The sequence below is a fragment of the Corynebacterium provencense genome, from assembly GCA_900049755.1.
In the GTDB taxonomy this organism is placed as follows: domain Bacteria; phylum Actinomycetota; class Actinomycetes; order Mycobacteriales; family Mycobacteriaceae; genus Corynebacterium; species Corynebacterium neomassiliense.
The window spans coordinates 532,795-558,586 of sequence record LT160592.1; the positions used below are offsets into that span (position 1 = coordinate 532,795).

Sequence of the window (25,792 nt, forward strand, 5' to 3'; positions counted from 1 at the left end):
CACTCACTTCCCGTCGGCGTCTGTGATGCGCCGGATGTAGAGGATCCTGTCACCCGGTTCCACGGTCTCCGCCTCGACGGAGTCGATGCGGTAGAGCTCACCGGACCGAACGACGCCGAGGACGATGTCCTCCAGGTTCCGCGGATTTCCGCCGACCTCGTCCTCCCCCACCAGTCGCTCGGCAATGGAGAAACCCTCGTCCGGGCTGAGGAGGTCCTCCATCATCCCGGTGACCGAGGGGCTGACGGTGGCCAGGCCCAGCATCCGGCCGGCGGTCTCCGAGGAGATGACGACGGAGTCCGCACCGGACTGCCTGACCAGGTGGGAGTTCTCCGATTCCCGGACGCTGGCCACGATCGTCGCCGACGGGGCGATCTCCCTGACGGACAAGGTGATCAGGACGGCGGTGTCGTCCATGTTCGGTGCAACGACGACGGCCCTGGCCCGGGTCACCCCGGCGAGCTTGAGCACGTCCGACTTCGTCGCGGAACCACGCACGGTGACCAGGCCCCGGGAGGAGGCGTGTGCCAGGGCGTCGGGGTCGGAGTCGACGACGACGATACGGTCCGCGGGCACGCCGTCGGCCAGCAGCGCGGTCGTCGCCGCGCGGCCTTTGGTGCCGTATCCGATGACGACGGTGTGGTTACGCATTCGTTTCCTCCAGCGGCGGATCTGCAGTGCCTTCCGGGACTCCTCGGTGAGCACGGACAGTGTCGTACCGACGAGGAGGACCAGGAAGATGACGCGCATCGGGGTGATGAGCAGGACGTTGAGGAGGCGGGCCTCCTGGGTGACCGGGGTGATGTCCCCGTAACCGGTGGTCGACAGGGACACCGCGGAATAGTAGACGGAGTCCAGGAAGGTCTCGACCCCCTTGTACCCGTCACGGTCGAGGTAGACCACCACGGAGGACACGACGATGAGGATGAGGGCGTAGGTCATACGCCGGATGATCAGCCACCAGGGACTCGCCTGCTCCGCCTCCGGGATGCTGATGATCTTCAGCAGGGCGTGGGGAGGGAGGGAGTCCACCTCCTCGTTCCGGTCCAGCCGGTCGTGCAGGCTGTCACGCATCCTCATGCCCTCCGTCCGGTCCGGCCAGCCATCGTGCCAGATCTTCTGCAGTCGGCAGTGTACCCGGTTCCCAGGTCTCGTTCGGAAGGACGTAGTGGAACGCCGCCCTGACATCGGCCGGGTCGACGTGACGGCCGTAGCGGACGCTGAGCAGTTTCGCCCAGGCGAGCCGGTACACGGCAAGCTGCAGTGAGGCGTCCCGGAGATCTCTGCCGGCCGGCTTACGACCGGTCTTCCAGTCCACCACTGTCCAGCCTGTCAGAGGGTCGTCACCGTCGTGGAAGACCGCGTCGATACGGCCTTCGAAGAGGTGGCCGGCGAGGGTGACGGAGTAGGAACCCTCCACGGTCACCGGGGTTCGGGCCGCCCAGATGCTGTCGAGGAACTTCTCCCTCAGCGTCGTCAGTACCGGGTCTGTCAGTGTGGCGTCCGCCGCACCCGGCAGTTCGTCCTCGTCGAACAGTCCGGCCCCGCCGTAGTAGTTCTCCACCCAGTTGTGGAATGCGGTTCCACGCTTGGTGTACGGCCGTGGTTCAAGCGGGACCGGGCGACGACGACGCCGGGCGAACTCCCCGGGGTCGCGGGCCAGGGCCACCGCCTCAGTGGCGGTCAGCCTCGCCCCGAGCGGCACCACCACTTCAGGGACTGTGGTCGCCCGGTACTCCTGGACGAGTGCTGTGGTCTCCCTGGCCCACTGAGCCGCCTGCAGGTCAGTGTCCCGGAGGACGCCGGTGGCGGGGTCCCCGGCCCCGTCACCACCTCCGGCACCGGCTCCGCGTGCGTCACTGTCGCCTCTTCCCGGGAGGAGGGACAGCGCGTCGCGGACCATGGCTGCGCCGTCGGCCACCCCGGGCAGCCTTTCGGTGAGGGTGGGGCGCGGCCACGGTGTCGGAAGGTGCTCCGGCATGCTCCGCGTGTAGGCCTCGACCAGGTCGTTGCGGGCCGCAGGTTCCGCCGGAACCATCACGGCGTCCTCACGACGGCGCAGGGCGCCGTCCTCCTCCGCCTTCGCAAGCCTCTTCAGCTCGGTCTTCGAGTACACCATCCCCAGCTGCGACCAGGTGACGATGCACTGTGGTGCGGTGGCCGCCAGGCGGTCACGGATGAGGGTGAGGGCCACCGACGGGTCCACCGGTTTCTTCGCGTCATTGTTGAAGGCTGCGCCGGAGACCAGCAGACACTTCTGGGCCCGGGTCACCGCCACGTAGAAGAGGCGGTCGTCCTCCCTTGCGGCATGTGTCCCGAGAGCTGTCCTGAACCTGTCCTCGGCTTCTACCACACCTCTGCGGTCGACCACGTCGGACAGGTCCAGGACCGGCATCCCTGTCAGGTCGTCCGGGTCATCGGTGGCGTCACCTCGCAGCCCGGACGGCAGGATTTCGGCGTTGCGGGTCCACAGGTGGACAGTCGGTCTCTTCACCGCGTCCGCGTAGGTGGCTCTGGTGGCGTGGGGGACAGCCACGATGTCCCATTCAAGTCCTTTCGCTTTGTGGACGGTGAGGAGTTGTACGCAGTCGCTGCGCTTCTCCACTTCACCGGCCTCAAGTCCTTTCTCCCTCTCCTCCGCCGACCGGAGGTAGTCGACCAGGGCACCCGGGGACGCCGCGCTGAGCTCAGAGAAGGAACGGACCACCTCGGCGAAGCGGTCGAGGTGACTGGTCCCGATGGAGCTGCTCCGGTCCCGGTGGTAACGGGTGAGTACCTCGGTCCGGACCCCGGTCATCTGCTCGATGTCCGCGACCAGGTCCGTCAACGGTTTCCCGAGGGACTGCAGGCGGAGGAACCGCAGTTCCCTGCCCAGCTCGCCGAGTCGACGTATCCCCTCGGCGGACATGCCGAAGTTCTCGAGGCCGCGGAGGTCCGCGAGTGCCTCCGCAAGCCCCACAGGGACCCGGGCGGAGTCCCGGTCGATGTCCGCGAGTCTGCGGCGGACACCCGCTGCCGCCGCAGAATCGTCCGGCCGGGCGGCGACCAGTGCGCTGAGCCCGGTGAGGTCACCGTCACCGGTGGTGGAACCGGTGTCCACGTCTGCCGTCCGGTCGCGACGCGACAGTTGGTCGACCCGACGTGCCAGCGCCTGCAGGTCGGCCGCACCGATGTTCCACCGGACCCCGGTGAGAAGCCGGAGCAGTGCGATGTCGTCGGACGGGTCGACGAGCACTCTGAGGGTGGCGTACACGTCGGCGACCTCGGGCACCTCCAGCAGGCCCGGTCCGGCGGTCATGTCCACCGGCACACCACGTTCTACGAGGAGGTCGTGGATCGGTCGTGCCTCGGCGTTCTTGCGCAGCAGTACCGCTGCGGAGAACGGTTCCCCGGCATCCCGGTGGTGGTAACGCTCCGCCAGTTGGTCGGCGAGCCACTCCAGTTCCTCTTCGCGGGTGTCGAACCATGCCGCCGCGACGTCACCGGTCCCGGCGCCGGGCCGGGACTCCAGCGGTGAGACGGTTCGTGCTCCGGCCGGGCCTGCCGCCGACAGGGACCACCGTGACACGGTGTTGGCCAGGTCCAGGACCCGGGCGGGGTTACGCCACGAGGTGGTCAGTTCCAGTCGCGGTGCCGGTACCGGCCCTGCCCCCGTCTCCGGGTCCGCGGGTCTGGCCGGGAAGTCCGTCTGGAAGTGTGTGAGGTTCGCCGCCGTCGCTCCCCTGAACCCGTAGATCGACTGCATGGGGTCTCCGACGGCCGTGACGGTGAGCTCCGGGTCCACCCCGCCTCCGAACAGTCCGCGCAGCAGTATCCGCTGGGCGTGGCCTGTGTCCTGGTATTCGTCGAGCATGATGACGCGGAACCGTCGCCGTTGGGCGGCACCGACCTCGGGGTGGGCGGCGACGACCTCGGCGGCGACGGACATCTGCTGCCCGAAGGTCATCAGGTCACGGTCCGAGAGCCGGGCCCGGTAGTCGGCGACGACGTCGAGGAGTTCCAGCCGGTAGGCCAGGGCGTCACCGACGGACTGCAGGGTGGACTCGACCCCTTTGAGCACTTTGCCGTCACGGTGGGGCAGCCCGTCGATCTCCGCGGCGGTCGCCCGGCACTCCTCGATGACCTCCTCACGGGTCACCAGGTGATTGTCCATGCCGTCGTTGAGCTCCAGCATGTCGTCGATGATGGTGGGGACGGAACGGTGCGTGGTGAAGCCGGTCGGACGTTCCATGACGACGTCCCGGGCGATCATCCACCGTTCGGTGTCCGAGATGATCCTGCCTCCCGGTTCGGTGGGCAGCAGCAGTCCGTACTCCCGGACGATGTCACCGGCGTAGGAGTCGTAGGTGGACACGGTCGGAGTGACGGTCTGCAGTGCGCGGCGCCGCGGGTCGTCGACGTCGAGCGCGTCCGCGAGTCCTGATGACGCCAGGGACTGCAGTCTGGAGCGGATCCGGACCCCGAGTTCCCGGGCGGCCTTGCGGGTGAAGGTCAGGCCGAGCACCTGTTCCGGCAGTACCAGCCCGTTGGCCACGAGCCAGACGACCCTGGCCGCCATGGTCTCGGTCTTGCCCGCGCCGGCTCCTGCGACGACGAGCACGGGCCCGGCGGGGGCACCGATGACGGCGGCCTGCTGGTCCGTGGGCGGGAACTCCTGCCGCAGCCACCGTTGTGACAGTTCGAGGGGATCGATGGTGTCCATGTCAGACCACCTGCTCCCCGGCCCGGCAGGCAGGGCAGAGGCAGGCGTACTCCGTACCCGCGCAACTGTCCGTGGCCCGGAATCCCGGTCCTGCGATTCTCGCCGCCGTGGCCAGGGCGGTCCTGCGAAACGCCTCGAGGTCGTCGGCGCTGAGAATCCCCTGACCCAGGGTCTTCACTGACGCCGTCTCCACGCGCGGGTAGACGAGCATCGCACCGTCGGTGCGGCGGCCGTCCTCCATGTCCACGAGGAGCTGGTAGGACGCCAGCTGTGCACTGTCTTCGGCCTGCTGCGCAGTTTTCGCCGTCTTCCCTGTCTTGAAGTCCACCACGGTGGTCGCCCCGTCGGCTGCTGTCTCCAGTCTGTCTGCCCGGCCCGTCAGGATCACCGGCAGGCCTTCCGGAGTGTGACCTATCATCTGCTCCAGCTTCTTCTCCACTTCCACTGTCCGTCCGTTTCCTTCCCGCTCGAGAAGCCACCGGTGCAGCCGTTCGACACCATCGAGGCAGCTCTCCACGAGTGGTCCTGCGGTCCATGCGGGACCGTCGATGATCCATGGGACGACCTGGCTGACGAAGTCCCGGGCCTCCTGTTCTGTCAGCCCCCGTGCGAAACCTTCGGCGAGGGCGTGGATGAGGGTGCCCACTTTCATCGCCTGGGTGGCGGGGACCCTCCTCAGGCTGTCGAAGAAGGTCGCCAGGTCGCAGCCTGTCGACGTCGGGGAGGTCGTCTGCCCCGCAGATCCTGTGGACCCGTCGACGGCGCTGCCCCGGGTGACGCCCAGGCTCTCCAGGGTCGTGGGACTGATCCTCAGGGTCGGTCCGGCATCGCCCCTGCGGTGGGCGACCGCCGGCCCGGTCGACGAGGGTTCCGCTGTCCCCCACCACTCACCGGGTGCCGCCCCGTAGACGCCGGCGTCGGCCAGGACAGCGAGATTGCGTGCCGCGGCACGGCGTTCCTCCGGGTCCCTGGAGGGGTCACACACGGCGTCCCGCAGCTCGGCGACGAGGGGTTCCATCGCCAGCACCCGGGGGAGGGTGCCGGACACGGCTTCAGCGGGATGGGGTTGCGGCTGACAGGGGTCGTCGGCGTCCTCCACTTCCCCGACGCCGGGGGTCGCGACCTGCATGTGGTTTCTGACTTCGTCGAGGAAGCGGGAGGGAACGGAGGCATCGTCGCCGGTCGACTCCACCGCGGTGACGAGGGTCCTCCGCGTCGCCCGGGACACGGCGAGAAGGAAGAGCCGGCGCTCCTCCGCCAGGGCGGGCGCGGCCCGGGACACCAGGGTCCCCGGCTCAATTCCCCGGTCAACCAGGTCGACGAGTTCCTGCTGTCCGAACAGTCCTCCTACGGTGGGGCCGGCCGGCCAGGTGTCTTCCTGGACGCCGCTGACCACGACCACCTCCCATTCCCTTCCTGCGGCGGCGTGGGCGGGGAGGATCTCCACGGCGTCCGGACGGACTCCGCGACGGTCACGGGTGCCGGTGGGGAGCTCCTGTGCCCGGACGCCGTCAAGGAAGGTCTCCAGGCTCACCGCAGGTGTCCGTTCGACAAGGTCTCCGGCCAGGTCGAACAGGCTCATCACGGCGTCCAGGTCCCGGTCCGCCTGGGATCCGAGCGTGCCCCCGCGCAACGCCCTGGTCTGCAGACGCGTGGACAGTCCGGTGGCCTGCCACACCGCCCAGAGCACCGCCTCGACCGACCCGCCGGCATCGACAGCCTCCCTCCCGGCCGTGATGACCCCGGTGACACGGTCGAGCAGGTCCCTTTCCCGCGGGCCCAGGACACGGGACCACGTCTCACGCTGACTGTCGGTGGCACGCCCCGTGACCAGCAGTGCGACGGCTTCCATCGCCCCGGTGCCGCTGCCTGCGACGATCGGTGCCACCGCCCTCTCCAGCCGGCGGAGCATCACCGGGTCTGCTCCCCCGACCGGGCTCTCCACCAGCTGTCGGAGTTCCGCCACCGTAAGGGGACGAGTCAGCGCCTCTACGGCGAGGAGCAGGGACGCCACGAGAGGCTGTTCGGCGAGCACCACACTGGTGGGGTCGACCTTCACCGGCACGCCGTGGCTGAGCAGGGTACGTCGCAGCGGGGGGATCTGTCCGACAGTACGGACCACCACAGCGATACGGTCCCAGGCCACCCTGTCGCTCACATGGGCACGGCGGACGGCATCGGCGACGGTGAGGCGTTCCGCAGTGGCCGAGGGCGCCCTGCAGACGGTCAGGTCAGGCACCGGCCCTCCCTGCCCGGCATCCCCGTCCCCGTTCTCTGCGGCGCGTACCGGGATCCTGGTTCCGGACGGCGGCAGAAGCCGGGTGAGCCGGTTGACCGCGGTGACAGCCGACGGGCCGAGTCGCCGGGACCGTGACAGGACCACCCGGTGGTCCGGATCGGCGGCGATCCCGGTGAGATACTCCTCGTCAGCGCCCCGGAAGTGGAAGACGCACTGGTCGGCGTCACCGGCGACGAGGGTACGGGCGCCGGGGACGGTGAGCATGTCGAGCAGCCTGGCGGACGCCGGGTCAAGGTTGTGTGCGTCATCGACGAGCAGGAGACGGATCCTGGAACGCTGCTTCTCCAGCACGGACCGGCCTTCCGCGGAACCGTCGAACTCCGCGAGGACACGGTGCAGCAGTTCCGAGGCGTTGAGTGCCCGGGCCCCCGACAGCCTGCCCACCTGACGGCTCTCCCTCAGGAAGTCTCCTGCCGCCACCCACATGTCCATGTCGTGGCGCCGGCCCAGTTCTGACAGCTCGTCGGGCCCTATACCGCGCTCTTCCGCACGCAGCAGCAGGTCACGCAGCTGCCTTGCGAATCCGACCAGGCCGAGTGCCGGACGCATGCGTTCCGGCCAGGACCCGCTGCCGTCCTCGGCGTTGCCGCGGAGCAGGGCCCGCACCATCAGGTCATGGTCGGCGCCCGTCATCAACCTGGGGAGAGGATCCCCACGGCGGGCGGCGACCGAGCGGAGCAGCGCGAAAGCCCAGGAGTGCACTGAGCGGACCGGGGTGCCGGTGGCCGCGTACCCGGGATCGTCCCGCAGCATCTCGGTGAGTCTGGCGCGCAGATCGGTCGCCGATTCCTTCGACGGGGTCACCACCATGACCGATTCCGGGTCCCCTCCACCACGCAGGTAGTTCACCAGGGTGTCGAGCAGCAGTGACGTCTTGCCGGTCCCCGGTCCTCCGAGGACCGCGTACGCCCGGTCGCGGTCCACCCTGTCGTCGTCGACGACCAGTGCCCCCGCCAGCCCGTTCCACACCCGGGTACCGGAAGTCACCGCCCCGTCCGGGCCGCCGGGGTCGAGCCTGACCCGCACGCTGTCGGCTGACCCGATTCTCCTGCGCAGGCTGGCGTCCGCCATCGCGGCTGCCCGGTCGGAGTTCAGTCCGTCACCTGACGGAAGGGCGTCACTCGGACGACCCGGCATCCGGGTATCCCTTCCAGTCGATGTTTCCCGCGCGTCTGTCACTGTCTGCCCCTGTCTGCTGTCCGGTGTGCGTGTCTTCCGAACCGCCCTGTCCGTCCGTACCAGCCGTGCCTGCCGTGCCTGCCGTGATTCCTGTGTCCGACGGGTCGTCCGGGTGTTCCCCGGCACCGGTGACACCGGTGACACCGGTGACACCGGTGGCGGCGGGACCGGCTGCACCGTCGTCCGTATCTTCGCTGCCGGCATCCATACTGCCCTCACGACCGGACCGGCCGGTCACCCGCACCGCCACAATATCGCTCACACGTTCGAGTCCGGGCCAGGCCTCCGGCCGGCTGTCCGGAAGCACCGCGTGGACAAACAGACGGTAAATCACCGCCCGGAGCAGCAGCTGATTGAAATCCGGCAGGTGGCTCCACCTGTCGAACAGCTCATCCTCGGCATTGGCCCAGGCCACGGCGTCCACCACCAGAAGGGCCACGGACCATGCCGCCGGACGCCACACGGGAACCAGGTCCACCACCGCCGGATCCGCATAGCCGTCGAAGACGGTGCATCCCAGCACATCCCCGTGGACGAGCTGGTCGGCGGAACTCACGTCCGCGCGCAGGGGAAGCAGGCCGGCCGCTTTCTCCATCGCCGCGGCGACATCGTCGCGTGGCACCGCCTCCGGATCCATGACCGGAGCGAGCAGCCCGGCGGGATCGTCGGACCAGGCCGCCTCATCCGCGACGGCGAAAAGGTCACCGTCGACGAGCTCCTCCCCCCGCTCCGGGGTGACCCTGTCAGGGCCGAGGAAGGGCGGCCGCTGCTCCCCCGACAGGGCCGCGTTGAGGCTCAGAGCTGCCGCAGCCACCTCGTCGAACCGGGGGGCGCGGTGTCCGGAGACGAAAGAGCGGGCGGTCCAGCCCCCCACCGAATAGCGTCCGTCCGTTGACCTCAGCGGGCGGGGCACACTGACCCCGGCCGGCCGGATCCTGTCCATGACCTGTGCGACCCAGGTCGCCCGTGCGGGGTCGGACACCGGGGTGAGGACGACGTGGTCGCACCTCCAACCGTCCCCCCAGGCGTCGCCGAGCCGGACGGGAGTCGAATACCCCACCTGAAAGGCACCCCGGACTCCCTCCGTCGGCGCACCTGCCGGGGTGCGGTCACCACCGCGGGTGCCGCTGTCGCGGGTCGTGTCAGCCATGCGGACCACTCTAGTGGGAGGAGGCGGTGCCGCCGTCGGGACGGGGCCACGGGTTGGCCCGGCACACCGCGTCAATGTCGCCGGCGTCATCGGTGTACTCCGATCCGGCGTCGAGTTCCGCCAGGTCGCGGTTCGCCAGACTCAGAGTCTGCTGCATCATCACCGGGGCCAGGTCACCGTCGGCGGGGCACGGCCGGTGCGCCGCATGGCCGAGTCCGTGACCCACCTCGTGGTTGACGACATACTGCCGGTAGGAACCGACGTCACCCTGGAACGGCAGAGCACCCCGCACCCAGCGCGCGAGATTGATGATCACCCTTCCCTCCCCCGCGGCACCGGACATCTCTCCGGAAGCGTCGCCACCGCCGACGAAACAGCTGGTCTCGAGCCTGATCTCTCCGCCGCACAGGGTTCTGGTCGTCTCGGGGGTGGTCAGGCGGATCCTCAGGTCGGGGGCACCGGCGTCGGAGACGCTCACATGCCGGAAGACGACAGGGTCATCGGTCTCCGCTGTCCATGACCGTGGGTCTGCGAGGGTGGCGTCGACCATGGAGGCGAAGGCGTCGCCTCCTCCGAAGGAGGAGGTGTCGGTGCCGTCCTCGACCTCCACGACATAGGTCACTGTCCGCACACCTGCCCTGCCGGGGTCCCCCGCGACGGCGCCCGGGGTCCCGACACCGTGCCATCTTCCGGCTCCGCTGCGGGTGTAGTCACCGCCCGGCGGCAGTTCGCCGACCGTGTCCGAGACAGGTGCGCCGGCCAGCATTTTTTCGCTTCTTACATGGGGGTTTCTTATTTTATCGATCAAATGGGAGACAGGTGCGCCGGCCAGCGGCCCCGCCGATGCCGCGTCCTGGGGCGCGGCGTCCTCACCCGCAGGGGAGGACGCCACGACATCCTGCCGGTCACCGCTGTCCGGGGAGGAACCACCGGTGAACACGTCGACGAGCACCCCGACAGTGACCAGGACGACGATGAGCGCCCCCACCGCGATCCAGCGTCGGCGACGGTAGACCGCTGCAGTCGGAGGTCTCCGACCACTCTGTCCCCGTAATTCCCCGTCGCCGGGGCGCGCGGACCCACCGGAGTAGGCGGGACGGCTGTCACGGCTTCCGGAAGGGTCGGTGACCCTCGTCCGGCCACCTTCGTTCCTGTGCGTCACTGTGTGCAGGCGCCCCGCATCCCCTCGTTACTCTCCGTACCTGTCAGATGAAGCCGACGGCGCGGGCGGTCGAGGCGCCCACCTCGATGAAGGCCACCTGGTCGCGGACGAGGATCACGACCGCGCCCTTGCTGTCCTCGAGGCTGAGGGTGCCGGAGTCACCGGCGAGGAACTTCCCGACCCTGTCGATCAGCGCCTCCCGGTCCTCCTTCGAGTTGATGACGATGTCCCGCGGGGAGGCGACGAAGCCGACCTTGATATCCATGTGGGCAGACCACACCTTTCGACGAAATGGTCCCGCAGTGACGGACACCGACGGGCTCTGGTGAGCGCCGGTGGCCTCCCGGGCCGACCGGCGCTGTAACGTTGACCATCATAGCGCCAACGACAACTTGAGGATGGTGGCAGTGGACAGCACCCGACCGACGTTCCGGAGCCTCGGCGTCGCCGCGGAGATCGTGGACGCCCTCGGTGAACAGGGCATCGACCGGGCGTTCGCCATCCAGGAGAGGACCCTCCCCCTCGCACTGACGGGCAAGGACCTGATCGGACAGGCCAGGACGGGTATGGGAAAGACCCTCGGGTACGGGATCCCGGTGCTCGACCGCCTCTTCGACGACGCTGACGTCACCGACCTCGACGGCACGGTCCGTGGACTGGTCGTGGTGCCCACCAGGGAGCTCTGTCTCCAGGTCACCGAGGATCTCTCCGCAGCCGCCGTCCACCTCACCGCACCGGCGTCGCCCCTGAAAAGCGACGGCAAGAGTGACGGCAAAGGCAACGGGGGAGGTACCGGGGGTGACGTACGACCGTTCCGCGTCACCGCCGTCTACGGCGGCGTCCCTTTCGAGAAGCAGGCCACCGCCCTTGCCGCCGGCACAGATGTGGTCGTCGGGACGCCGGGACGTCTTCTCGACCTGTCCCGGCAGAAGATTCTCGACCTGTCCCATGTGGAGGTTCTCGTCCTCGACGAGGCGGACGAGATGCTGGACCAGGGCTTTCTCGACGACGTCACGGCGATCATGGCACAGACCTCCCCTCACCGCCAGACCATGCTCTTCTCGGCCACGATGCCCGGCCCGGTCGTCGCTCTCACGAGGAGTTTCATGAACCGGCCCGTCAGGGTGAGGGCGGACAACTCCTCCACCCGTGCCACCCATGCCACGACCAGGCAGATTGTCCTCCAGTCACACCGTCTCGACCGGCTCAGCGTCCTCGCCAGGATCCTGCAGACCCCGGGCCGCGGCCGGACCATCGTGTTCACCCGCACCAAGCGCACCGCCGCGACTGTCGCCGAGAATCTCGCGGGGCTCGGCTTCCGCGTCGGGGCCGTCCACGGGGACATGAGACAGAACGACAGGGAGCGGTCCCTGGAGGCTTTCCGGGACGGTTCGGTCGACATCATGGTCGCCACCGACGTGGCTGCCAGGGGCATCGACGTCGAGGATGTCACCCATGTCATCAACTACCAGGTACCCGAGGACGACAAGACCTACGTCCACCGGATCGGCCGCACCGGACGGGCCGGCCACTCCGGCGTGGCGGTGACCCTGGTCGACTGGGACGACCTGACCCGGTGGCAGGCCATCGACGACACCCTCGGCCTCGGCTTCCCCGATCCTCCGCGGTGGTTCTCCACCTCCCCTGAGTTTCTCGCGGAGTTCAACCTTCCGGACAGTGTGACCGACCGGGTCGGACGGCCTCTGCGGGTCCACGGCTCAGGGGCGGCCACCGCACCCGCGCGCAGGGAGCGCCCGAGCTGTGCATAAGAGACAGCTCGGTGAGTCCGGCGCGCAGGTCGGTCGCCGCTTCCTTCGACGCGGTCGCGACCCTGACCGATTCCGCGTCCCCTCCCCCACGCAGGTAGTCCACCAGGGTGGCGAGCCCTGCTGTCCTTTCCCTTTCTCTTATACACACCGCGGTGTGTAAAAGAGCCCGCCGGCGTCCTGCCCGCCGCTCACCGGGGGCGCCCAGGTGAGCCGCCGTTCCGTCCTCCCCTCTCCGGAGCGCCGCAGCCGTACCGATCTCACCGTCACCGCGCTGATCGTCGTCGTGGTCCTGCTGGTCGTGGTAGGTACCTGGATACTGTCCGACGCCCGCGGTACCGCGCACTCCACCGCGGCACCCGGTGACGCCGTGGCCCCTTCGACCTCCGGCACCGTTGCACCTCCTTCATCACTGACAGAGGTGTGGAGAGCCTCGACCGACTCCGGTGTCTCACCGGAACCGCTGACGTTGGACGGCGCAGTGGTGCTCACCGGTGCCGGGAGAGTCTCCGTCGTCGACGCCGCTGACGGACACGAGGTGTGGTCCTACTCACGGGACCGGGAACTGTGCGGTGTCTCCGGCGGCTGGTCCCGGGTGGTCGCGGTCTACCGTGGGCCCAAGGGGTGCGGCGAGGCCACGAGTTTCAGCGTAGGCACGGGCGTCTACGAGGACACCCGTTCAGCCCTCGCCGACTCCGACGTCCGCCTCTTCCGTTCCCTGGACCACATCGGGGTGCTCAGCAGTGACCGTGTGGAGCTGTGGAGGTCAGATCTTGTACGGACCGTGGAGGTCGGACACCAGGAGATCCCGGTCAACCCCGGGGACCAGCCGACCGACGGATGCACCTTCACCTCGTCACTGACTCGTAAGGAGAATCTGGCCGTGGCGGTGCAGTGTCCGGACGACGCCGACGGTGAGCGCCGTGTCAGTCTTCTCGGCGCTGATCCGGAGGACTCCTCCGAGCCGGAGACGGTCCACGACTTCACGGTGCCGGCAGGTTCCGAGCTCGTCGCCGTCAGTCAGGACGCCGTGGTCATCTACGTCCCGGATGACGGATCGGGCAACCGCTTCCAGGTTCTGCGCACCGACGGGACGTACCGGGAGTATCCCACGGAGCCTGCCCCGGTACTGTCGCCGGAGGCGCGGGCGGCGTCCTCCGGCGGTGCTGTCGCCGGTACCGCGGAACCGTCCCTGTTCATCCCGCAGACGGCGGATCTCCCCCACCACATGACCTGGTTCGACGGGGAACGGGTCACAGCTTTCGGCCCCTCCGACCTGGCCCCGAAGTTCTCGGTGCCTGCCCTGGGCACCGGGGCTGCGATGGGAGGACGTCTTCTCCTGCCTGTCCGGGCAGGAGTGGCCGTGGTGGACTGGAGCGACGGACACATCGAGCGGGTGATACCCGTGGACCGTGGCGACTGGAGCGGTCCGGTGACGTTACGCGTCCAGGGGGAGACGGTCGTCGAACAGCGCGGCGACACCGTGGTCGGGCTCAGCGACCGCGGCTGACCCCCGGCCACGCCGACTCCGTCGCGCGCCGTTCCTGTCCCGGCCGTCGCGCGCCGTTCCTGTCCCGGCCGCCGGAGCGAACCCGGGCCGGACACAGCCTCTCAGTCGCCGTAGCGGCGGGCCGCCCACTCCACGGCGGACGGGTTGAACAACAGTGCGAGACCCACCAGTCCCACCAGGACAGTGGGAACACCGAGCTCAGGACGCCCCGAGGTGAACATGTAGTAGGACACGAGCACGAGTATCATGCTGACCATCGCCACCGGCCCCCTGCCCCACCGTCTGCCGTCCTTGAGGAACCAACCGGCGACAGCGACCACCCCACCGAAGATGATGAACCACAGCGCTGTGCCGTAGCCGCTGATCTTCGCTCCCTCGTCGTGGAAGCCGTTGAGTTCCCGGACGATCATGACAACGGCCACCGCCAGGCCGACCGCCCCCTCGATGATTCCGAGCCATCCGGCGTAGCGGACGCTCGGTGGAAGGACGAGGGGACGGGATTCTCCGGCACTGTTCTGCTCTCGGCGGCCACGGGCACTCATGGTCACCGATCCTAGCGTCCGCGTCCCCGGTCCGGACGGAGCACGCCCCCGACGGACACGTCGACCTGTCGGGCACGTCGGCCGGTAGGACAGGAGTCCAGGAGTCCACGAGTCTGCAATCGCGAACAGGTCGGTCTATTAGTCGAGCCTTACCCGAAGAACCAAATCGAACTACTGTGACATGCCCCACTCTTTTTCGCTCACCCCTAGCGGAGCCGTCGGTTCCGTGCCATTATCTATCTCGTAACAGCGAGAGGGCCTGCAGGTTACACACCGGTTAATCACCGGGGTCACGCTCCCTCCGCTATCCGGCGACAGCCGGGGTGACTTCCACAACCGCCCCCGCTTCGCTTCTCTTCCGTTCACACCCGACGACCCGGACCGGTCACTGTGTGGTCCGGGCGCGTTCATCCGCGCCCGGGGCCACCACCCTGTCCTGACTGCAGTTGTCCTGCATTTCCGCAGACACCGACTACCTTTCAAGGAGAAGATCATCATGGACTGGCGTCACCAGGCAATCTGTCGCAGCGAAGACCCCGAGCTTTTCTTCCCGGTCGGCAACTCCGGCCCTGCCCTCGCTCAGATCGCCAAAGCCAAGCTCGTCTGCAACAAGTGCCCCGTCACCCACGACTGCCTGGCCTGGGCGATCTCGTCCGGACAGGACGCCGGCGTGTGGGGCGGCATGAGTGAGGACGAGCGCCGCGCCCTCAAGCGCCGTAACAACCGCGGCCGCACCAGGACCCGCGCCACCGTCTGACAGGCACGGACTGCCGGGGAACAGCGCCAGCACCGGGGGGATTTCCACTCCGCTGACACGCCTCGGTAGACTGGCGAAGTTGCAAACCCCGAGATTGTTTTCGGGGAAACCCGTCGACATATCTGAGGAGTGACCATGAGCAAGCGTGGCCGTAAGCGTAAGGACCGTCGCAAGAAGGGCGCCAACCACGGTAAGCGCCCGAACGCCTGAGGCGACAGACAGGACGGAGGCCCGTCCGGAGAATTCAGATTCTCCGGACGGGCCTCCGGCGTCACCGGCTGCGGTACCTCCGCTCCACCGGTCCCCCGTCATTCCGGACCGCTCCCGCCCAGTCTCAGCCGCGGTCGAAGTGCACCCGCCTGACGGACGCGGTCACCTCGGTCACCTCGGTCACCGTGGCGCTGTCCCCCGAACCGACTGTCCTCCGGACCGTGGTCGACCGCAGTGCGGTGACGATCCGGCCCCGCAGATCCTCCGGGGCCGAGTTGCAGCACCTGGCACGGAGCAGCTGACGGACCTGCTGTTCTATACCCAGCTGTTCCAGACACGTCGGACAGTTCTCGACATGTGCGGCCAACCGTGCCCGCAGGCTCTCGTCGCACCCGCCGTCCACGTACTCGTAGAGAACGTCAACGAGGTCGTCGCAGTCGGAGTGGAACTTCCTCTGGTTGTCAGTCATCGTCATCTCACGCTTTCGTCTTCGCTGCGGTCTTCTTCGCAGGTTCCGTCGAGTCCAGTCCGATACCCTGCTCCGCGGCGACATCCTTGAGGCGGGTGCGCAGCTGTCTGCGCCCGCGGTGCAGCCGGCTCATCACCGTCCCGATGGGGGTTCCCATGATTTCGGCGATCTCCTTGTACGGGAGGCCTTCGACATCCGCGTAGTACACGACCATGCGGTAGTCGTCGGAGAGTTCCATGAGGGCGTCACGGATCCTGTTGTCGGGGATGCGCTGCAGTGCCTCGATCTCGGCGGAACGCAGTCCCGTCGAATCGTGGGAAGCCACATCCGCCAGCTGCCAGTCGGTGACCTCCTCGTCGGAGGTTTCCCTGGGACGACGCTGGGCCTTGCGGTATTCGTTGATGTAGGTGTTCGTCAGGATCCGGTACATCCACGCCTTGAGGTTCGTCCCCGGACGGTAGGACCCGAAGGCCTGGTAGGCCTTCATGTAGGTGTCCTGGACCAGGTCCTGGGCGTCCGCAGGGTTCCGTGTCATACCGAGTGCGGCACCGTACAGCTGGTCCAGCAGGGGCAGCGCGTCCGCCTCAAAGCGGGCGAGCAGCTGCTCGTCGCTGTCGTCCGTGCGCTTCACGGTATTGCCCATGGCTCCTCTGCATCGTCGGCGGTCTGTGCCGTTCCACCGGAGTCAACGGTTCACGTGAACGGCCTTATTCCCCCATGATATCCCCGGGCCGGCCTCCGGCGACATCGCGGAGAAGCTCGGGGCCGTTCACCGAGACATCACCTACCCGACGGTCGACCTCCCTGGCCTGCAGTGCGGCAGTGTCCGGACCACCCGGAGGGGAGGACGCCAGCGCGCGCAGTGAGGGCCCGTCCCCGTCGAGCCAGTGCAGTGCCTCGCCCCCGTCCTGCCCCCCGGAGAGCAGCCGCGGCATCCGGTCGTGCAGCCAGGCCACCGGTTCGACCGACCGTGAGGTGACCACGGTCGACCGCAGGTTCCCCTCCCCGTCGGGCCGGACGAGCCCCGCCACCGTGAGGACGCCGTCCCCGACGACCAGGTACGGGGTCTTCGCCCCTGCTCCGTCCACGTACCACTCGTACCATCCGTCCATGACGACCAGGGCCGGTTCGGACCCGCGGAAGGACGCCTTGTCGAAGGCGGTCTCACCGCGGGCGTTGAACAGAACCCTGCCCGGACTCCACGGCGCCCGGTAGCCCCAGACAGCGGGTCCCAGCATGAGCTTTCCCCTGAACCTGCGGACGACGAGGATCCGGTGGGTCGGGGCAGTGTTCCAGCTGGGTCCGATGATATGCCCGCCGCTGCCGCCGCCGGACGCTACCGGGTGCACCTGTTCGCCCAGTCGCGTCGTCAGGGCGGAGACCAGTGTCTCGGTGGAGCTGAACAGGACGTAACGGCCGCACATACCGGCCAAACTACGCGTCCTGCCCCGGTCTGTCCTGTGAACCGGACCTGTGCCCCGCACGGTCCCTGCCGGCATTCCCGCCGTGAGCCTCCGCCTGTGTCTCACCCGGCCGTGGCTCCACGGGCGGGGTCATGGAACACTGGAGACCATGAGTGCAACACCGTGGGCCGCACCTTTCGCCCCGTCCCCCGTCACCGCCACCGTGTCCGTCCCCGGTTCCAAGTCGATCACGAACCGTGCCCTGCTCCTTTCCGCACTCGCGGACGCACCCTCGGTGATCACCGGCGCCCTGCGCAGCAGGGACACCCTGCTGATGGCGGACGCCCTGCGCACTCTGGGGGCCACCGTCGTCAACGACGGGGACAATGTCATCGTCACCCCGGGCGAACTGCACGGCGGCGAGGTCCGGTGCGGGCTGGCCGGTACCGTGCTCAGGTTCCTCCCCGCGGTCGCCGCCCTGGCGCACGGAGAAGTGTGGTTCCAGGGCGACCGTGAGGCACGGTCGCGTCCCATGGGCACCACCCTGGCGTCGCTGAGGGCTCTGGGGGTCAAGATCATCGAATCCGGGGACGGAAGTTCACCGCTGCCGTTCGCGGTCGTGGGCGAAGGCAGGGTCCACGGCGGTGAAGTCCGGATCGACGCCTCGGAATCGTCACAGTTCGTCTCAGGGCTTCTTCTCGCCGCCCCACGCTTCGACGAGGGTGTCACCGTCGTCCATGTCGGCCCGGCCGTGCCGAGTCAGCCGCACATCGAGATGACCGTGGAGATGCTGCGGGAGGCCGGCGTGGAGGTGGACGTGAGCTTCAACAGGTGGACTGTCCGGCCCGGGCCCGTCCGGGGACGTCACTGGTCGGTGGAACCGGACCTGTCCAACGCTGCCCCGTTCCTCGCCGCGGCGGCGGTCACAGGCGGTGAGGTGCGGGTCCGCGACTGGCCGGTGACCACGACCCAGGCCGGTGACCAGTTCCGCACTGTCCTCGCCGACATGGGGGTGTCCGTGGAACATGAGACCCACACCGGCTGTCTCGTGGTCCGCGGTGACGAAGGTGGACGCCTCAACGGCATCACCTGGGACATGCACGACATCGGAGAGCTCACGCCCACCGTGGCCGCTCTCTGTGCGCTGGCACACGGTCGCAGCCACCTGTACGGGATCGCCCATCTGCGCGGACACGAGACCGACCGTCTGACTGCGCTGGAGAGCGAGCTGACGAACCTGGGATGCGGAGTGACCCAGACCGACGACGGCCTGGTCATCGACCCTGCACCGCTGCACGGAGGACTGTGGCACACCTACGCCGACCACAGGATGGCCACCGCCGGGGCGATCCTCGGGCTGGTCACCGAGGGGGTCAGGGTCGAGGACATCTCCACCACCAGCAAGACACTGCCGGACTTCGAACAGCGTTGGTCGCAGATGGTGGGGGTGTAGCGCCTGATGGCGAGACGGCGTTACGACGAATCTGACGTCAAGGTCCGTCCGGGCCGCGGGTCACGGCCCAGGACCAAAGACAGGCCCACCCACCGGGACGCCGAGACAGGCATGGTCGTGACGAAGGACCGCGGACGTTGGGGGGTGGTACTCGACGGCGCTGCACCGGACACTCCCCCCGCGATATGTATGCGTGCCCGCGAACTGGGACGCACCCCCGTCGTCGTCGGGGACAGGGTCGCCGTCGTCGGCGACACGTCGGGCCGTGACGGGACCCTTGCCCGTATCGTCCGCCTCGAGGAACGCAGGACCGTCCTCCGCCGTACCGCCGACGACACGGACCCCTACGAGCGGATCGTGGTCGCCAACGCCGACCAGCTTCTCATCGTCACTGCTGTGGCAGATCCCCCGCCACGTTCCGGATTCGTCGAACGGGCTCTCATCGCAGCGTACGCCGGGGGCCTCACCCCGGTGCTGTGTCTGACGAAATCGGATCTGGCCGACCCCTCGGACTTCGCCTCGGAGTTCACGGACCTGGACGTGAAAGTCATCGTCTGCGGGCGCGACGACCCCCTCGACCCCGTGGAGGAGGTGGTCCGTGGACATCTCACCGCTCTCATCGGGCACTCCGGCGTGGGAAAGTCCACGCTTGTCAACCGCCTCGTACCTGACGCGGACCGGGCCACCGGGGCCGTCTCCGGAGTCGGGAAAGGCCGGCACACCTCGACCCAGTCCGTGGTTCTGCGCCTGCCCGACCCCGCGGACACCGGAAAGCCCGGATGGATCGTCGACACCCCCGGCATCCGGAGCTTCGGCCTGGCCCACGTCGACCCGGACACGGTCATCGACGCATTCGAAGACCTGCGTGACGTCATCGCGGACTGTCCCCGCGGATGTTCCCACCTGGGTCCCCCGTCGGATCCGGAGTGCGCGCTCGACCGTCTGACCGGGGCCAGTGCCAGAAGGGTCACCGCGGTGAGGACACTGCTCGGGGCCCTGCGTTCGAACAACGACTGGGAGCTCTAGAGCAGTTCGACGAGGACGCCGAGTTCCCGGGCGTCGTACCAGCTCATCAGGTTGTCCTCACAGTCGCCGAGCGTGATCTCGGCGTCCTCGTCCCCCAGGTCGGCTGCGTCGACGACCTCCACGGCAGCAGCGGTCGCCGCCTCATTGCCGCTGTCGTCGACATGGACCGCCGCCAACTGGCCGACCTCCAGTTCCGCGGGTGACAGCTCGACAACCGCATCCCCCTTCTCCGGCGCGGGCGTGACCGACTCCGCGGGCAGGTCCGCCGACACAACCACGCGCCGGTGGGGGAACTTCTCCTCACCCCCCGCGCTGAGCAGCCGGAGGGACGCCCGGGAAGCCTCGAGGAAAGCGTGGTACTCGATCTCCTCGTCATCGCCGGCGGTGAAGAACTCCCGCAGCGCCGGGGTCAGTGCGAAACCCACCCCGGAGGGAACGGCGATCTTTCCGTCCCGGGCGAGATCTCCGAGCATGCTGAAGGTGGCGGGAAGATACACCCGGACAGTTCCCTGCTGCTCAGACATGGTCAGAAGTTCCCTTCCAGTCCGAGCAGACCGGTGATCTCCACGATCGCGCGGTCGAACTGCTGGTAGTAGACGCCGATGAGTCCGGCCTCCACGGCGCCCTTGATGTTGAGGATGGAATCGTCGATGAGGATGCAGTCGTTGACCGGGACGTCGAGGCGGTCCGCGGTGATCCGGAAGATACCGGGATCCGGCTTGTCCACCCCGACCTCCCCGGAGAGGACGACGGTGTCCACGTAGCCGGCCTCCTGCCAGCTGCGGATCGGGTCCGCAGCCGGACCTCCCGGATCATTGGAGAGAATTGCCGTGCCGTAGCCGGCCTCCTTCGCGGCGGTGAGGACCTTGCGCCATCGCCGACGGTCCTCCTCCGCGCCGTCAAGGACGCCACAGTAGTCCACAATCAGTGCTCGCATACCCCGTATTGTGCCACGCCCCCTCCCCTTCCCGCCGTCCGCGGTCTAGGATGTGGCGCATGGGGATTTCGGGGAGGACCTCTGCTGCCGTCACGTACGGCACGGGGGACAGACAGGGGACGGCGGACGCGGGGGACGCCGAAGGGCTTTACGGAGACGTCAACGGGTCGGGTGCCTGTACCGCACCGGTTCCGGGCAAGGTGTACCTGCGCCGTCCTGCAGGAGGGGCGGCGGCACACAGGGGATCCGGCGACAGTTCCGGCACACCCGGTGACGCGACGGCGGCAGTGTCCGGGCAGGAAGCGCCCGGGCAGGAAGCTGTCACGAGCGCCTCCTCTCCCGGCAGGGACGTCACCGGGGTGCTGTCCAGCCCCGGCCCCGAGGCCCGTGAGGCCGTCACCAGGGAGATTGCACGGTTGCTGCAGTGCTGGCTGGAGGCCTATGACGGACGTCGTCCGGTCAGTGTACTGCGGCGCGGACCCTACTCGCCGGCTGTCATCGACGAGCTCCGGAACCGGATCAGACTGGACATCGACCACCGGCAGGGGGTCGCCTCCCAGCTGCTGCGTGTGAGTCTTCCCCCCTCACACCGGCGCAGGGTGTCGTTCACCGCGAGTGCCGCAGTGGACGGCCGTGTCCGTGCCGTTGTGGGCCACCTGGCCCGTCACCGGTCAAAGTGGCGGGTGGAGGGCGTCACCCTGGTATGAACCCGTACACCCGCGGAGGGTGGCGGACCTGTCCCACAGTGGACCGGTGGAGTACAGGCAGAGAACCGGATCCGGGATTCCCGGTTCCTATCTCGGTCCCGGAATCTCAGGCCGGTGTGGCACCGGAGGTCGCGGCGTCCGCACTGTTCTTCTCCGCGTTCGCCTGGTACTGGCGACGGATGAGGAACAGCTGACGCACCGTCTCCTCCTTGATGCCGTCATTCATCCTGCGGAACATGTCCCCGCCTTCACGCTGGTACTCGACCAGCGGATCGCGCTGCGCCATGGCCCGCAGTCCGATGCCCTCCTTGAGATAGTCCATCTCATAGAGGTGCTCGCGCCACTTCTGGTCGACGACGTTGAGGAGGACGCCGCGTTCCAGCTGACGCATCTGGTCGTCCCCGCCGATCGCTGCGACCGCCTGCTCAAGTTCGTCGTACTGGGCGTGGGCGTCGTCCTGGAGTGCCTGGAGCAGCTGTGAGGCGGACAGTTCTCCCGGCTTGCCGTACTCGGAGCCGTCGATGAGGTCCTGGGCGACCACCCCCGGCCCGTACAGTGCCTCGAGAGCCTTCCACAGCTCGTCGAGATCCCACTCCTCCACATAGCCTTCGGCAGTCGCACCGTCGACGTAGGCGGCGATGGTGTCGTCGAGCATGTTGCGGATGTTCTGCTCGACGTTCTCACCTTCAAGAATCTGCCGGCGTTCGCCGTAGATCACCTTGCGCTGTTCGTTGAGGACCTCGTCGTACTTGAGCACGTTCTTGCGCATCTCGAAGTTGGAGTTCTCCACCTGGGCCTGGGCCCCCTTGATGGCGTTGGAGACCATCTTCGAGTCGATGGGCATGTCGTCGGGGACGTTGAGGCGGGTCATCAGCGCCTCCATCGTCTGTCCGACGAACCTTGTCATCAGGTCGTCACGCATGGACAGGTAGAACCGGGTCTCCCCCGGGTCGCCCTGGCGCGCGGACCTGCCACGGAGCTGGTTGTCGATGCGGCGGGATTCGTGACGTTCCGTACCGAGGACGTAGAGCCCGCCGACCTCGCGGACCTTCTCCGCCTCCTCCTCGGAACGTGCACGGGCCTTGACGATCTCCTCGTCCCAGGCGGCCTCATATGCCTCCGGATCCTCGACCGGGTCCAGCCCGCGCTCGCGGAGAGTGATGTCACAGATGATGTCCGGGTTTCCGCCGAGGACGATGTCGGTGCCGCGCCCTGCCATGTTGGTGGCCACCGTCACCGCACCGAGGCGACCCGCCTGGGCGATGATCTCGGCCTCCTGGGAGTGGAACTTCGCGTTGAGGACGCTGTGCCGGATGTGACGGCGCTGCAGCAGCTGGGACAGGTACTCCGACCGCTCCACCGAGGTGGTGCCGACCAGGACAGGCTGGCCCTTCTCCACCCGCTCGGCGATGTCCTCAGCGACTGCGGCGAACTTCGCCTCCTGGGTCTTGTAGACGAGGTCGACGTCGTCCGTCCGCTGGTTCGGCCTGTTGGTCGGGATCTGCGCGACATCGAGCTTGTATATCGACTTGAGCTCGGCCGCCTCGGTTTCGGCGGTGCCGGTCATCCCGGAGAGCTTGTCGTAGAGGCGGAAGTAGTTCTGCAGGGTGATCGTCGCGAGAGTCTGGTTCTCGTTCTTGATCTCGACGTTCTCTTTCGCCTCGATCGCCTGGTGCATACCCTCGTTGTACCGGCGCCCCTCCAGGATGCGTCCGGTGAACTCGTCGACGATGAGCACCTCACCGTTGCGGACGATGTAGTCCTTGTCCCGGGTGAACAGTTCCTTGGCCTTGATGGCGTTGTTCAGGTAGCTGACGAGCTGCGAATGCTCCGGAGAGTAGAGGTTGTCGATGCCGAGCTGGTCCTCGACGAACTCCACCCCCTCCTCGCGGACGCCGATGGTCTTCTTGCGCCGGTCGACCTCGTAGTGGATGTCCAGCTGCATCTTCGGCACGATGCGGGCGAAGGCGGTGAACCACTGCGAGGACCCGCCGACGGGTCCGGAGATGATCAGCGGGGTACGCGCCTCGTCGATGAGGATGGAGTCCACCTCGTCGACGACAGCGTAGTTGTGACCGCGCTGGACCAGGTCGTCCAGGGAGTGCGCCATGTTGTCACGCAGGTAGTCGAACCCGAACTCGTTGTTCGTCCCGTAGGTGATGTCGGCGTTGTAGGCGTCCCTCCGCTCAGCGGGACGCTTGCCCGCGAGGATGACGTCCGTGCCCAGCCCGAGGAACCGGTGCACACGGCCCATCCACTCAGAGTCCCTCTTCGCGAGGTAGTCGTTGACGGTGACGACATGGACGCCCTTGCCCGCCAGAGCGTTGAGGTAGGCCGGCAGGACACAGGTCAGGGTCTTGCCCTCACCGGTCTTCATCTCTGCTACATAGCCCCAGTGCAGCGCGGCGCCACCCATGATCTGGACCTTGTAGTGCTTCTGACCGAGCACACGCCAGGACGCCTCGCGCGCAGTGGCGAAAGCGTCGAGCAGGATGTCGTCCAGGGTCTCCCCGGACTCGAGCCGCTCCTTGAGTTCCCCAGTCTTCGCCTGCAGATCGGAATCACTGAGAGAGGAGTACTCCTCCTCCTTGGCGATGACCTGGTCGGCGACGGCTGCCAGTCGTTTGACGGCCCGTCCTTCACCGAGTCGGAGAATCTTCGAAAGTCCTAGCACGTGCTGCCTGTCCTTCTGCTGTTGCCGGTCGCGCATGGATGCGCATGGTCGAGCGTGATCGAACCCCCAGTATACCGGTCCGGACCCCGTCCCGGACGTACCGTGTCCCCCTTCACACCGCCCTCACAGGCGGACCGCCCCCGCGTGGGCCCGACGCAGAACCGAGGTCACGTCAGAGGTGCAGGCACCCCGGCCGACCGTACAGGCCCGGCACCGCACGGTGCCGTCCCGTAACTGTCTCCGGGGACTCCCCGCCGCATACCTGTCACTCAGCCCCCGGAACCACCGGAGCCTTCAGTGCGATCAGGCCGTAGTCGTAGGCACGGCGACGGTAGACCACCGAAGGCCTCCCGGTCTCCTCGTTGACGAAGAGGAAGAAGTCGTGACCGACCAGTTCCATTTCGCTGAGTGCCTCGTCAACGCTCATCGGGGTAGCGGGGTGTTCCTTCTTGCGGACCACCTGACCGGGAAGGAAACGGTCGGCGTACGGGTCCACGTCGAAGGGCCCGGGGGTCTCCTCCGGCGCTTCCGTCTCCCTGACCAGGTCAGCGGTCGCCTCCCCGACAGACACGGGTGCACGGTGACCGGACCGGGAGATGCGGCGCCGCGCCTTGACCTTGCGCAGGGACCGCTCCATCTTCGCGACGGCCGCCTCCAGCGCAGCGTAGAAGGAATCCTCCTTCGCCTCGGCACGGGCGATGTGACCCTTACCGGTGGCGGTGATCTGGATCCTGTCGGACTCGTCCGACCGGCGCGGGTTCCGCTCATGCTGGAGCTCGACATGGAAGTAGGTCAGGGTCGGGTCGAGCCTCTCGACCTTCGCGAGCTTCGCGTTCACCCGGTCCGCGAAATGCTCGGGAATCTCCACGTTGCGGCCGGTGATCTCAACCTGGGTCTCCGGGGCGACAACGCCCTCGTCTGCGGTGGTCTGCTCGTTGACAGCCATGCTCAACCTCCCGATTTCCGAGGTCACCGGGGCCACGGCCGGATGCCCTGGCGTCCCGTGAAGTGGTGACCTTCCTGTACCGCCACCATACCTGGAGACCCCCACGTCCGGCTGTCCCGCGGTGTCCGGTTCCACCCGGCCGACACCCCTGTGACACCCGGAAAGCGCGCTTCAACATCCTGCGACACCCGCTCAACGGCTGACCAGGCACCCCTGCATCACCCGCGTCCCGGTTACAGTGCCCTCACGCCTGCGCCACGACCACCCCCACGCGGGGGAATACCCCGTAAGTGGCCAGAGCCAGACTGAACGTTGTGAGTGTCGCACCGGTCGTGCAGACATCGTCGACGACGCAGGCGACCGCCCCCGGCGTCCGCAGGATCCTCAGCACCTCCGTCACCCCCTCCCGGCGGAGCCTCACCGCCCGCGACATGTTGACCGCCCGTGTCGCCCGCCCCAGCCCCACCGAGTCCGGAGTGCCCTCCTCCAGACAGGCGACGGGGCAGCACACCGCCGCGCCCCCGAGACCCGCCGCCGCCACCTGCGCCGCCCGCTCGACCACGCAGCCTCCCCTGGCCCGCGCCGCCGACGGGCCCGCGCCGCCGACGGGCGTGTCGGTGCCGGCAACAGCACCACCGGGGCCAGCCTCGGGTCCGGAACTTCCCCGAGACCCGCCAGATGCCTCACCACCCCCGCGAACACCTCGCCCATCACCGTCACAGCGTCCGGACGGTGGTGGTCCTTGGCCGCCAGCACCACGGCCCGGTGCGCGCCACCGTAGGGGCCGGCGGCGACGACGGGAAGCACACCGGCCGCACCGGTCCGCTCAGGGAGTCGACGCAGCTCCACCGCACAGTCCCTGCACAGGCCCGCCCCGCCGGACACCTCCGTCACCTCCGT

The 25,792-nt window shown here is 68.0% G+C and carries 22 protein-coding genes; 7 read left to right on the plus strand and 15 right to left on the minus strand.

Annotated elements, in window-relative coordinates:
* Window positions 1–3 precede the first annotated feature (3 nt).
* The 6 genes from BN3906_RS02380 to BN3906_RS02405 form a co-directional block, all read right to left on the minus strand.
* Window positions 4–1,074, minus strand: coding sequence for a potassium channel family protein (locus BN3906_RS02380; RefSeq protein ID WP_066583632.1), 1,071 nt, complete (start codon window positions 1,072–1,074; stop codon window positions 4–6).
* Window positions 1,067–4,702, minus strand: coding sequence for an ATP-dependent helicase (locus BN3906_RS02385; RefSeq protein WP_066583634.1), 3,636 nt, complete (start codon window positions 4,700–4,702; stop codon window positions 1,067–1,069). The genes BN3906_RS02380 and BN3906_RS02385 overlap by 8 nt, the downstream gene beginning before the upstream one ends.
* 1 nt (window position 4,703) lies before the next feature.
* Complete coding sequence (locus BN3906_RS02390) at window positions 4,704–8,138, minus strand: ATP-dependent helicase (protein WP_078057051.1); 3,435 nt, start codon at window positions 8,136–8,138, stop codon at window positions 4,704–4,706.
* Window positions 8,119–9,330 (minus strand): TIGR02569 family protein, encoded by a 1,212-nt coding sequence (locus BN3906_RS02395; RefSeq protein WP_078057203.1) that lies wholly within the window; start codon window positions 9,328–9,330, stop codon window positions 8,119–8,121. The genes BN3906_RS02390 and BN3906_RS02395 overlap by 20 nt, the downstream gene beginning before the upstream one ends.
* Before the next feature lie 10 nt (window positions 9,331–9,340).
* Window positions 9,341–10,318, minus strand: a complete 978-nt coding sequence (locus tag BN3906_RS02400) for a DUF3152 domain-containing protein (protein ID WP_066583636.1) — start codon at window positions 10,316–10,318, stop codon at window positions 9,341–9,343.
* Between the two features lie 217 nt (window positions 10,319–10,535).
* Window positions 10,536–10,757: a DUF3107 domain-containing protein gene (locus BN3906_RS02405; RefSeq protein WP_066583638.1), complete on the minus strand. Its 222-nt coding sequence runs from the start codon at window positions 10,755–10,757 to the stop codon at window positions 10,536–10,538.
* Between the two features lie 133 nt (window positions 10,758–10,890).
* Here BN3906_RS02405 and BN3906_RS02410 point away from each other — a divergent pair, with 133 nt between their 5' ends.
* A complete protein-coding gene (locus BN3906_RS02410) occupies window positions 10,891–12,261 on the plus strand; it encodes a DEAD/DEAH box helicase (protein ID WP_066583640.1) in 1,371 nt (456 codons plus the stop codon).
* 205 nt (window positions 12,262–12,466) lie between these two features.
* Window positions 12,467–13,768: an Rv3212 family protein gene (locus BN3906_RS02415; RefSeq protein ID WP_066583642.1), complete on the plus strand. Its 1,302-nt coding sequence runs from the start codon at window positions 12,467–12,469 to the stop codon at window positions 13,766–13,768.
* A gap of 101 nt (window positions 13,769–13,869) precedes the next feature.
* On the opposite strand, the gene BN3906_RS02420 is transcribed toward BN3906_RS02415, so the two are convergent.
* On the minus strand, window positions 13,870–14,310 hold the full coding sequence (locus BN3906_RS02420) for a hypothetical protein (RefSeq protein WP_066583644.1): 441 nt from the start codon (window positions 14,308–14,310) through the stop codon (window positions 13,870–13,872).
* Between the two features lie 496 nt (window positions 14,311–14,806).
* Here BN3906_RS02420 and BN3906_RS02425 point away from each other — a divergent pair, with 496 nt between their 5' ends.
* Entirely contained in the window at window positions 14,807–15,067 is a 261-nt protein-coding gene (locus tag BN3906_RS02425; RefSeq protein WP_066583646.1) for a WhiB family transcriptional regulator, read from the plus strand.
* A 135-nt stretch (window positions 15,068–15,202) separates the two neighbouring features.
* Window positions 15,203–15,277: a 50S ribosomal protein bL37 gene (locus BN3906_RS15395; RefSeq protein ID WP_370513275.1), complete on the plus strand. Its 75-nt coding sequence runs from the start codon at window positions 15,203–15,205 to the stop codon at window positions 15,275–15,277.
* 124 nt (window positions 15,278–15,401) lie between these two features.
* Here the strand turns inward: BN3906_RS15395 and rsrA are convergent, their stop codons facing one another.
* The 3 genes from rsrA to BN3906_RS02440 all read right to left on the minus strand — a co-directional run bounded on the left by rsrA (window position 15,402) and on the right by BN3906_RS02440 (window position 17,170).
* A complete protein-coding gene (gene rsrA / locus BN3906_RS02430; protein WP_066585880.1) occupies window positions 15,402–15,746 on the minus strand; it encodes a mycothiol system anti-sigma-R factor in 345 nt (114 codons plus the stop codon).
* A gap of 7 nt (window positions 15,747–15,753) precedes the next feature.
* Entirely contained in the window at window positions 15,754–16,389 is a 636-nt protein-coding gene (locus BN3906_RS02435; RefSeq protein ID WP_066583648.1) for a sigma-70 family RNA polymerase sigma factor, read from the minus strand.
* 64 nt (window positions 16,390–16,453) lie between these two features.
* The gene (locus tag BN3906_RS02440; RefSeq protein ID WP_066583653.1) at window positions 16,454–17,170 is read right to left on the minus strand and encodes an SOS response-associated peptidase; all 717 of its coding nucleotides are present in this window, start codon (window positions 17,168–17,170) and stop codon (window positions 16,454–16,456) included.
* Between the two features lie 148 nt (window positions 17,171–17,318).
* Here BN3906_RS02440 and aroA point away from each other — a divergent pair, with 148 nt between their 5' ends.
* Both aroA and rsgA read left to right on the plus strand, forming a co-directional pair.
* Entirely contained in the window at window positions 17,319–18,602 is a 1,284-nt protein-coding gene (gene aroA / locus BN3906_RS02445) for a 3-phosphoshikimate 1-carboxyvinyltransferase (RefSeq protein WP_066585882.1), read from the plus strand.
* Window positions 18,603–18,608: 6 nt separating this feature from the next.
* A complete protein-coding gene (gene rsgA, locus BN3906_RS02450) occupies window positions 18,609–19,628 on the plus strand; it encodes a ribosome small subunit-dependent GTPase A (protein WP_066583655.1) in 1,020 nt (339 codons plus the stop codon).
* On the opposite strand, the gene BN3906_RS02455 is transcribed toward rsgA, so the two are convergent.
* Window positions 19,625–20,152, minus strand: a complete 528-nt coding sequence (locus tag BN3906_RS02455; RefSeq protein ID WP_066583656.1) for a DUF6912 family protein — start codon at window positions 20,150–20,152, stop codon at window positions 19,625–19,627. The two genes, rsgA and BN3906_RS02455, sit on opposite strands and share 4 nt — an antisense overlap.
* 2 nt (window positions 20,153–20,154) lie before the next feature.
* Entirely contained in the window at window positions 20,155–20,565 is a 411-nt protein-coding gene (locus tag BN3906_RS02460; protein ID WP_066583658.1) for an HAD family hydrolase, read from the minus strand.
* Window positions 20,566–20,624: 59 nt separating this feature from the next.
* On the opposite strand from BN3906_RS02460, the gene BN3906_RS02465 reads away from it, so the two are divergent.
* Complete coding sequence (locus tag BN3906_RS02465) at window positions 20,625–21,272, plus strand: Rv3235 family protein (RefSeq protein WP_187119879.1); 648 nt, start codon at window positions 20,625–20,627, stop codon at window positions 21,270–21,272.
* Between the two features lie 106 nt (window positions 21,273–21,378).
* Here the strand turns inward: BN3906_RS02465 and secA are convergent, their stop codons facing one another.
* The 3 genes from secA to BN3906_RS14950 all read right to left on the minus strand — a co-directional run bounded on the left by secA (window position 21,379) and on the right by BN3906_RS14950 (window position 25,454).
* Entirely contained in the window at window positions 21,379–23,946 is a 2,568-nt protein-coding gene (gene secA, locus BN3906_RS02470; protein WP_066583660.1) for a preprotein translocase subunit SecA, read from the minus strand.
* Window positions 23,947–24,211: 265 nt separating this feature from the next.
* Window positions 24,212–24,892: a ribosome hibernation-promoting factor, HPF/YfiA family gene (gene hpf, locus BN3906_RS02475; protein ID WP_066583663.1), complete on the minus strand. Its 681-nt coding sequence runs from the start codon at window positions 24,890–24,892 to the stop codon at window positions 24,212–24,214.
* A 244-nt stretch (window positions 24,893–25,136) separates the two neighbouring features.
* Window positions 25,137–25,454, minus strand: a complete 318-nt coding sequence (locus tag BN3906_RS14950; RefSeq protein WP_261796808.1) for a hypothetical protein — start codon at window positions 25,452–25,454, stop codon at window positions 25,137–25,139.
* Window positions 25,455–25,792: the final 338 nt, after the last annotated feature.